Origin of the sequence: Dyella sp. (assembly GCF_036568765.1) — a bacterium.
GTDB lineage: Bacteria > Pseudomonadota > Gammaproteobacteria > Xanthomonadales > Rhodanobacteraceae > GSA-30.
The window spans coordinates 1-8,238 of record NZ_DATCRY010000253.1 but is presented as its reverse complement, the minus strand read 5'-3'; the positions used below and the strand labels follow the sequence as shown (position 1 = coordinate 8,238).

The following is an 8,238-nucleotide window of genomic DNA, read 5'->3' as shown; positions in this document are numbered from 1 at the left end:
CCTTGGTACAGTGCCGCTACCGACGCGCCTTGCCGATACTCGCCGCCCAACGTCCATGGAGGATCTTCGGGCATGGCCTTTCTGATCGTGCTGGCCGCACTGTGTTTCCTGATGTTCGCGGCTTACCGCGGCTACAGCGTGATCCTGTTTGCGCCGATCGCGGCGCTGGGTGCCGTGCTTCTGACCGACCCCAGCCTGATAGCGCCGATCTTCACGGGCCTGTTCATGGACAAGATGGTCGGGTTTCTCAAGCTCTATTTCCCGGTCTTCATGCTCGGTGCGGTATTCGGCAAGCTGATCGAGCTTTCCGGATTCTCCAAGTCGATCGTCGCCGGCACCATCGGCCTGGTCGGACGCGGGCGCGCGATGCTCTCGATCGTCCTGGTCTGCGCCTTGCTTACCTACGGCGGCGTGTCGCTGTTCGTGGTGGTGTTCGCGGTATATCCGTTCGCCGCCGAGTTGTTTCGCCAATCGAATATTCCCAAGCGCCTGATCCCCGGCACCATCGCGCTGGGTGCGTTCACCTTCACCATGGATTCGCTGCCGGGCACGCCGCAGATCCAGAACATCATCCCGTCGGCCTTCTTCGGCACCAATGGCTGGGCGGCGCCCTGGCTGGGCACGCTGGGCTCGGTATTCATCCTGATCACCGGCCTGGTTTATCTCGAATCGCGTCGCCGTCGCGCCGCTTCACTGGGCGAAGGCTATGGCGACAGCCTGGTCAACGAGCCGGCCCCCTTCGAGGGCGAGAAGCTTGCTCATCCGTTGATTGCCTTGCTGCCGTTGGTGCTGGTGGGTATCGCCAACAAGCTGCTGACCGATGCCATTCCGAAACTCTACGGCCCCACCCAGTCTTTCGTGCCCGCGGTCGTCGGCAAAGCCGAACCTGTCGTGCAGGAAGTCTCCAAGCTGGCCGCCATCTGGGCGGTGGAGGGCGCTTTGTTGCTGGGCATCGCCTGCGTGCTGGCGTTTGCCTGGCGTCCTGTCCAGAAACGTTTCGCCGAAGGCAGCAAGGCCGCCGTGGCCGGCGCATTGCTCGCCTCGATGAATACGGCATCCGAATACGGCTTCGGCGCGGTCATCGCTGCCCTGCCCGGTTTCAAGCTGGTGGCCGATGCGCTGCATGCCATCCCCAATCCGCTGGTGAACGAAGCTGTCGCGGTGACCGCGCTGGCTGGCGTCACCGGCTCGGCCTCCGGCGGCATGAGCATCGCGCTCGCCGCCATGGCCGATACCTTCATCCACAACGCACAAGCTGCAGGCATCCCGATGGAAGTACTCCATCGCGTCGCCGCGATGGCCTCCGGCGGCATGGACACCCTGCCGCACAACGGCGCGGTGATCACCTTGCTGGCCGTGACGGGCCTGACGCATCGGCAATCGTATCGCGACATTTTCGCGATCACGCTGATCAAGACGCTGGCGGTGTTCGTGGCGATCGCGGTGTTCTACGCGACCGGGCTTGTTTGACGCTTTATTCCGCCCCGTGAAGGGGTATCACGTGAAGCGAAGGGAGCAACGAGCGATGTCCATCAAGCAACGCATGCTGGGGCTACTGGCCCTGTTGTTGTTAAGTCCCGTCTTTGGTCTGCACGCTACCTGTGTCGACAATGTGGTGCTGGTCCACGGCAATACCGGTAGCCCGGCCGATTTCCAGAACACGGTCAACCTGCTTTTGCAGAACGGCTATACCAGTTCGCAGATTTTCGCCCCGTCCTGGGGCAACTCGCTGTGCGCGGCATGCAACGATCACAACGGCACGGAAGAAACGCCTGTGCGCAATGCGATCAACAGTGCCATCGCCAGTTCGTGCACCGGCCATATCGACGTGATCGGCCACTCGATGGGCGCGACCCTGGCCGCATTGGAGATCACCAAGCTCAACGTCTCCTCCAAGGTCGACGTGTTCCTGGGTATCGCCGGCGCCTTCCACGGCCTGTACACCTGCGGCATCTACCCGTTCAACGTCGCTACGTTGACCTGTGGGCAGTACGGCCTGTCGATCAGCAGCCCCCTGCTGAACGGCCTGGACGGCAAACGGTTCGGGCAGAAGGAGTACACCTTTATTTCGTGGGTGGACGAGATCAACTGTGCCACCGGCACCTGCCTGGTCTACGGGGTACATACCTCGACCATCGACGGCGAGAACAGCAGCTTTGCCTACCCCTACGAGCACTACCAGTTGCTCTATGCCACGGCGGCCGACCAGCTTTCGCTGATCCAGCAATAGCGCGGTTTCGGGCGGGTTTGAAGGCCTTAATTTCCCTCCCCGGCATCGGTCTGGGGAGGGTTCGGACGGGATTATCCGGTTTCCTGAACGCCGGACACAGGCAACTTGTCACATAACCCCGTATAATCGACCGATTCGCCTTCTTACACTGCCAACGCGACGGCCCAAAAAGCCGCCCGAGCCCGCCCAATGTCCATCGAAAAACTGCGCAATATCGCCATCGTCGCCCACGTCGACCATGGCAAGACCACGCTCGTCGATCAGCTCTTGAAGCAGTCCGGCACGCTCTCCGAGCGCACCGTGCTGGCCGAGCGCGTGATGGACTCCAACGACCAGGAAAAGGAACGTGGTATCACCATCCTGGCCAAGAACACTGCCATTACGTGGCAGGGCAACCGCATCAACATCGTCGACACCCCCGGACACGCCGACTTCGGCGGTGAGGTGGAGCGTGTGCTGTCGATGGTCGATACGGTGCTCATCCTCGTCGACGCGATGGACGGCCCGATGCCGCAGACGCGTTTCGTGACCCAGAAGGCGTTCGCGATGGGCTTCAGGCCGATCGTGGTCATCAACAAGATCGACCGCCCGGGCGCCCGCCCGCAGTGGGTGGTGGACCAGGTGTGGGATCTGTTCGATCGCCTCGGCGCCACCGCCGAGCAGATGGATTTCCCGATCGTCTACGCCTCGGCGCTCAATGGCTACGCCAGCCTCGACGACTCCGTCCGCGAAGGCGACATGACCCCGCTGTACCAGGCCATCATGGACCACGCGCCCAAGCCGGAAGTCGATCCGGAAGGCCCGTTCCAGATGCGCATCAGCCAGCTCGATTACAACAACTTCGTCGGCGTCATCGGCATCGGCCGCATCCAGCGCGGCACGCTGAAGAAGAACATGCCGGTGGCCGTGATCGACCGCCATGGCAAGAAGCGCCAGGGCAAGGTGCTGCAGGTACTCGGCTTCCTCGGCCTGGAGCGCATCGAGCAGGACAGCGCCGAAGCCGGCGATATCGTCGCCATCTCGGGCATCTCGGAACTGACCATTTCCGACACCGTCTGTGCACTGGATACCCCCGAAGCGCTGCCGGCACTGACCGTCGACGAACCGACCATCAGCATGACGTTCCAGGTCAACAATTCGCCGTTCGCGGGCAATAAGGACCTCTCCGGCGGCAAGTTCCTGACCAGCCGCCAGTTGAAAGATCGCCTCGACCGCGAGCAGGTCCACAACGTGGCACTGAAGGTCGAGCAAGGCTCCGACGCCGATAAATTCCTGGTCTCGGGCCGTGGCGAGCTGCACCTGTCGGTGCTGATCGAAAACATGCGCCGCGAAGGCTATGAGCTTGCCGTGTCGCGTCCGGAAGTGATCATCAAGGAAATCGACGGCCAGAAGATGGAGCCGATCGAGCAATTGGTGGTCGACGTCGAAGAAATTCACCAGGGCCCGGTGATGGAGCGCCTGGGCACCCGCAAGGGCCAGCTCAAGAACATGGAGCCGGACGGCAAGGGCCGCGTGCGCCTGGAGTACATGATCCCGGCGCGCGGCCTGATCGGCTTCCAGAACCAGTTCAAGACCCTTACCCAGGGTTCGGGCCTGCTGTTCCACGTGTTCGACCACTACGGTCCGAAAGAAGAAGGCCAGATCGCCAAGCGCCTGAACGGCGTGATGATCGCCAATGCCGCCGGCACCACCCCCGCCTACTCGCTGGGGCCGCTGCAGGATCGCGGCAAGCTTTTCGCCGCCGAAGGCGACTCGGTGTACGAAGGCCAGCTGGTCGGCATCCATTCCAAGGACAACGACCTCACTGTCAACGCGATCAAGCCCAAGCCGCTGACCAACATGCGCGCCTCGGGCAAGGACGACGCGATCCAGTTGAGCCCGGCGATCAAGTTCTCGCTGGAGCAGGCGTTGGACTTCATCGACGATGACGAATTGGTCGAGATCACGCCGAAGGAAATTCGCTTGCGCAAGAAGCACCTGACTGAAAACGACCGTAAGAAGGCCTCGCGTTCGGCAGGATGATGTAGAAAAAACCGCCCTCAAGGGCGGTTTTTTTTGGTCTGCGCGATGAGGGGCAACCCCGCAAACCGCCGAAGGGCACAAACCTTGCTTCACTTTCCGGGCCCGCAAAACTATCGACCGCCCGCAAGGCAGGGATTGAAATGGCCACCCCGGTGCCCACAACCGACTATTCCGAACCCGTCCGCCAGGCGATTGCCGGCGCAAGCCAGCGCTACGTACACCCCTGGTCGTACACCGCATCTGTAGCCACTGCATCCCCGATCCTGCGCCGGCATTTCACCGTCGCCAATGAAGCGCGCAGTCTGCAGATGCCCGCCTGGAGCGACTACCTCAGCCGCTCTCTCGACGTACCGGTCGCCCGTTCGCAGGTAGCTCATGGCTTCCACGGCGAAATCGACACCTATGTGCTCAAGGACTTGGTGTTCCTGGACAGCCGTACCGATCCGGTGATGCAAACACGCACCGCGGCACGCATCTCCACCGACAACGTGCGCGATTTCATCTTCCATGTTGCCATGGAAGGAATCGTCGAAATCGAAGCTGGCGCGACGTGGCGCCGCAAGACCACGCAATTCATGCCCGGCATTGTTGCCCTCGATATGGGACAGCCTTTGCGCATGCGCCGCCCCACTCGCGCCCGCGTCATGGCCTTCTTCGTGCCGCGCGGCATCGTGGAAGCCTCGTTCCCCGATGCCTCCGCCCTGCACGGCCAGGTCGTCACCTACACCTCGCCCATCGCCTGCATGCTGCGCGAGCAACTGATCGCCATCGGCCATCATCTGTCGGCCATGGACGACCACACGGCACAAGCTACGCTCTATCGCTGCATCAAGCTGATCCTGGCGGCATTCGGCCAGAACATCCATCGCGGCCACAGCCTGCGAGTGGCCGCCCAGACGGCGATGCTCGAACGGGTCAAGGAATATATCCACACGAATCTCGGCTCGCCGGCCTTGGCGCCGCAAACCATCCTGAGCCATTTTCCGTTGACCCGGCCCACGCTGTACCGCATGTTCGAGCATGAAGGCGGCCTGTATGCCTATATCCGCAATTGCCGCCTGCGTGAAGCAGCCCACGCACTGAGCGCCTCTCGCGCAACCAGCGTCGCGCAGATCGCCAGCCGCTTCGGCTTCAGCTATCCATCCGATTTCACCCGGGCCTTCCGTCGCGCCTATGGCCAATCGCCGATGGATTTCAGGAGCATGGCGCTGGAATGGTGGCACGATAACAACGACGGTCTGAGGCCTGTTTGAATTCCCATTGGGCTTATTTCACCAGCTGCGCACGTTCCAGGGCGGAAATATGCCGCTCCAACCGTGGCCCCAGGTAGCAGTGCGAACCGCACGGCAATAGCCCCACTTTCGCAAACTCGCGCAGATACCAGGCCGGCGTACGCCGATAAAAGCCTATCTGGTCGCCGTCCACATCGTCGTGGCTGGTAAACAGCTCCAGGAAGGCGACGCCGTCGAGCATCTCGCCGATACCTACCAGCCCGGCGCGGATCTCCGAAGGCTTCAGGTAGTGCATCACGTCGCTGCACACGATCAGGTCGAAACGGTGGTCGAAGCGCAGATGCTCCAACTGACCGAAGGTCGCCAGACCTATCTGTCGTGAGCGCCCATAACGGCCCACTACGTACTCGCTCGCATCCAGGCCCCGATATTCGATGTGCGGACGCAACGCACGCAGCGGCGCGCGCCATACCGCTTCGCCACAGCCCACATCCAGCACGTTACGGATCGGCCGCCCCAGGTAATACTCGGCCTGTGCCACTACCATCGCCACCTTGCGCTTGAGCTCCGTGGGCGAGCCCACGGCATGGTCGGGGTGGCGATACCATTTGTCGAAATAGGCGCGATCGTAATGTTTCGTCATGGCGGCATGGTAACGGCATCACCTGCCCCATACACCCCCGGCGCGAGCATGGGACTCAAGCATTCCGGAACTTCGAGGAGCCCCGCCATGCCGCTGATCCGCGTTCGTCTGTTCGGCACCCGCGATAGCGCCGACACGCTTATTTCCACCCTGCACAGCATCGAAGGTATCGAACGCGTCGAGGAACTCGACGACCCAGCCCAATATATGCGCGACGATTCCAGCTCCAGCGAATCGGTAGAAGACGATCGCAGCGATATGTTTTTTATCGAAGTGGAAGCACACAGCAGCAAGCGCGCCGAAGTCGTGCGCAATGTCATTGAGCTGGAGGCCGCCCGGTTGGACACGGTGGCCGAAGTAGTCGACGAATTCTGAGACAACGCAAATTCGTGCGGCCGCTCGCTCCCCCGGATGAATCCCATCCGAACGCGGACACGTCATTTCGCCAAACCTGTCGGCGACAGCGTGGGGTCTTACGTTGATCCTGTGCAACGTCCTCCACGCCGGTGACCGATCGATGGCCTATCCGACCGCTCGACGCCTGACTTGCGCCCTGCTCGCGCTTGGCTGTACCTGGCTGGCCGCCACGCCGGCCATGGCCCGCGAGGAAACCCTGCGTCCGGACGACATCGCCTGGCTCCGCCGGGATGCCTTCGATCTGAACAGCGATACCGTCGCGCGCTATCGCCAACTCGGTCGTGACCGCTTTCTGAACGAACAGCTCACCGACCGCGACAGCGACGACCTGCCGCCCGAGATCGCTCAGCTCGTCGCCAGCTATGAGGTCAACCGCACGACTACCGAGGAAATGCTGGTTTCGCTGCAAGAAGCCCAGCAGAAAATCAAGGACATGCCCGAGGGCGATGCCAAGGCCGACGCACGCAAATTCCAGCAGCAGCATGCCAACGACCTGTTGCAGCAGGCGCAGCAAACCGAACTGCTGCACGCCATCTACGGCAGCAACCAGCTCAAGGAGCAAATGGTCTGGTTCTGGCTCAATCATTTCAGCGTTTACGCCGCCAAAGGACGCGTGCGCTGGGTCGCTGCCGACTATGCGCAGAACACCATCCGCCCGCATGCCCTGGGCAAATTTCGCGACCTGGTGATGGCTACGCTGGAAAGCCCCGCGATGCTGGAATTTCTCGACAACCCGCAGAACGCCAAAGGCAAGGTCAACGAGAACTACGCGCGCGAGCTGATGGAGCTGCACACGCTCGGTGTCCATGGCGGCTACACCCAGCAGGATGTACAGCAATTGGCACTGATCTTGACCGGTGCCGGCATCGTTCCACCCAAACGCGGCGGCGAGCCGCCACGGCTCGGCCCGCAGATGCAGCCGCTCTACGTGCGCAAAGGCCTGTTCGAATTCAATCCCAATCGCCACGACTTCAGCGACAAGCAACTGCTCGGCCAGACCATCAAAGGCAGCGGCTTCGACGAAATCGAACAGGCTGTGGATCTGATCACCCGCCAGCCGGCCTGCGCACAGTTCATTTCGCGCAAGCTTGCCCAGTATTTCGTCGCGGACGACCCGCCGCAGGCGTTGGTCGATCGCATGGCGCGCACCTTCCGTCGCAGCGACGGCGACATCGGCAAAGTGTTGCGCACCTTGTTCGAATCCAAGGAACTGCTCGCCGCGCGTGGCAAGAAATTCAAGGACCCGACGCAGTTCGTGGTCTCCGCCGTACGCCTGGCCTATGACGGCAAGCCGGTCGTCAATGCCAAGCCGCTGCTCAACTGGCTGAACCAGCTCGGGGAGCCGGTATTCGGTCGCCTGACACCCGACGGCTGGCCGTTGGATTCGGCTGGTTGGTCGAGCTCAGGCCAGATGTCCAAGCGCTTCGAGATCGCGCGCGCCATCGGCACCGGCGATAACCGCCTGTTCACGCCCGAAGGCAGCCCGAACGTCGGTGCCGGCTTCCCGATGCTCACGACGCGGCTTTACTACGATGCCATCGAGCCGAGTCTCTCGGCCGCCACGCATGAAGCGCTAGGCAAGGCCGCCAGCCAGCAAGAATGGAACACGTTCCTGCTTTCTTCGCCCGATTTCAATTTCCGCTAAGCGATGCCGAGGCCGTCATGAATCGTCGCCAATTCCTGCTCGCTACCGC

7 protein-coding genes are annotated in these 8,238 nt (G+C 62.0%); 6 read left to right on the top strand and 1 reads right to left on the bottom strand.

Features of this window, described 5'->3' with window-relative positions; translation table 11 throughout:
- The 4 genes from VIM98_RS16815 to VIM98_RS16800 all read left to right on the top strand — a co-directional run.
- Positions 1 to 1,470 (top strand): GntP family permease (locus VIM98_RS16815; protein ID WP_331994268.1); only part of this gene is annotated, 1,470 nt, incomplete at its 5' end.
- Between the two features lie 55 nt (positions 1,471 to 1,525).
- Positions 1,526 to 2,230 carry an alpha/beta fold hydrolase gene (locus VIM98_RS16810; RefSeq protein WP_331994267.1) on the top strand — a complete coding sequence of 235 codons (705 nt, stop codon included), beginning with the start codon at positions 1,526 to 1,528 and terminating at the stop codon, positions 2,228 to 2,230.
- Between the two features lie 189 nt (positions 2,231 to 2,419).
- A complete protein-coding gene (gene typA, locus VIM98_RS16805) occupies positions 2,420 to 4,252 on the top strand; it encodes a translational GTPase TypA (RefSeq protein WP_331994266.1) in 1,833 nt (610 codons plus the stop codon).
- Between the two features lie 140 nt (positions 4,253 to 4,392).
- Entirely contained in the window at positions 4,393 to 5,505 is a 1,113-nt protein-coding gene (locus tag VIM98_RS16800) for a helix-turn-helix domain-containing protein (RefSeq protein ID WP_331994265.1), read from the top strand.
- A gap of 13 nt (positions 5,506 to 5,518) precedes the next feature.
- On the opposite strand, the gene VIM98_RS16795 is transcribed toward VIM98_RS16800, so the two are convergent.
- Positions 5,519 to 6,127 (bottom strand): class I SAM-dependent methyltransferase, encoded by a 609-nt coding sequence (locus tag VIM98_RS16795; protein WP_331994264.1) that lies wholly within the window; start codon positions 6,125 to 6,127, stop codon positions 5,519 to 5,521.
- Between the two features lie 87 nt (positions 6,128 to 6,214).
- Here VIM98_RS16795 and VIM98_RS16790 point away from each other — a divergent pair, with 87 nt between their 5' ends.
- Positions 6,215 to 6,502 carry a hypothetical protein gene (locus VIM98_RS16790; RefSeq protein WP_331994263.1) on the top strand — a complete coding sequence of 96 codons (288 nt, stop codon included), beginning with the start codon at positions 6,215 to 6,217 and terminating at the stop codon, positions 6,500 to 6,502.
- Between the two features lie 142 nt (positions 6,503 to 6,644).
- A complete protein-coding gene (locus VIM98_RS16785) occupies positions 6,645 to 8,189 on the top strand; it encodes a DUF1800 domain-containing protein (RefSeq protein ID WP_331994262.1) in 1,545 nt (514 codons plus the stop codon).
- The last annotated feature ends 49 nt before the right edge of the window (positions 8,190 to 8,238 follow it).

Excerpts from the sequence above, each read along its gene's own strand:
- VIM98_RS16800 (WP_331994265.1), top strand. The coding sequence starts at position 4,393 with ATGGCCACCCCGGTGCCCACAACCGACTATTCCGAACCCGTCCGCCAG.
- VIM98_RS16790 (WP_331994263.1), top strand. The coding sequence starts at position 6,215 with ATGCCGCTGATCCGCGTTCGTCTGTTCGGCACCCGCGATAGCGCCGAC.
- VIM98_RS16810 (WP_331994267.1), top strand. The coding sequence starts at position 1,526 with ATGTCCATCAAGCAACGCATGCTGGGGCTACTGGCCCTGTTGTTGTTA.
- typA (WP_331994266.1), top strand. The coding sequence starts at position 2,420 with ATGTCCATCGAAAAACTGCGCAATATCGCCATCGTCGCCCACGTCGAC.
- VIM98_RS16785 (WP_331994262.1), top strand. The coding sequence starts at position 6,645 with ATGGCCTATCCGACCGCTCGACGCCTGACTTGCGCCCTGCTCGCGCTT.
- VIM98_RS16795 (WP_331994264.1), bottom strand. The coding sequence starts at position 6,127 with ATGACGAAACATTACGATCGCGCCTATTTCGACAAATGGTATCGCCAC.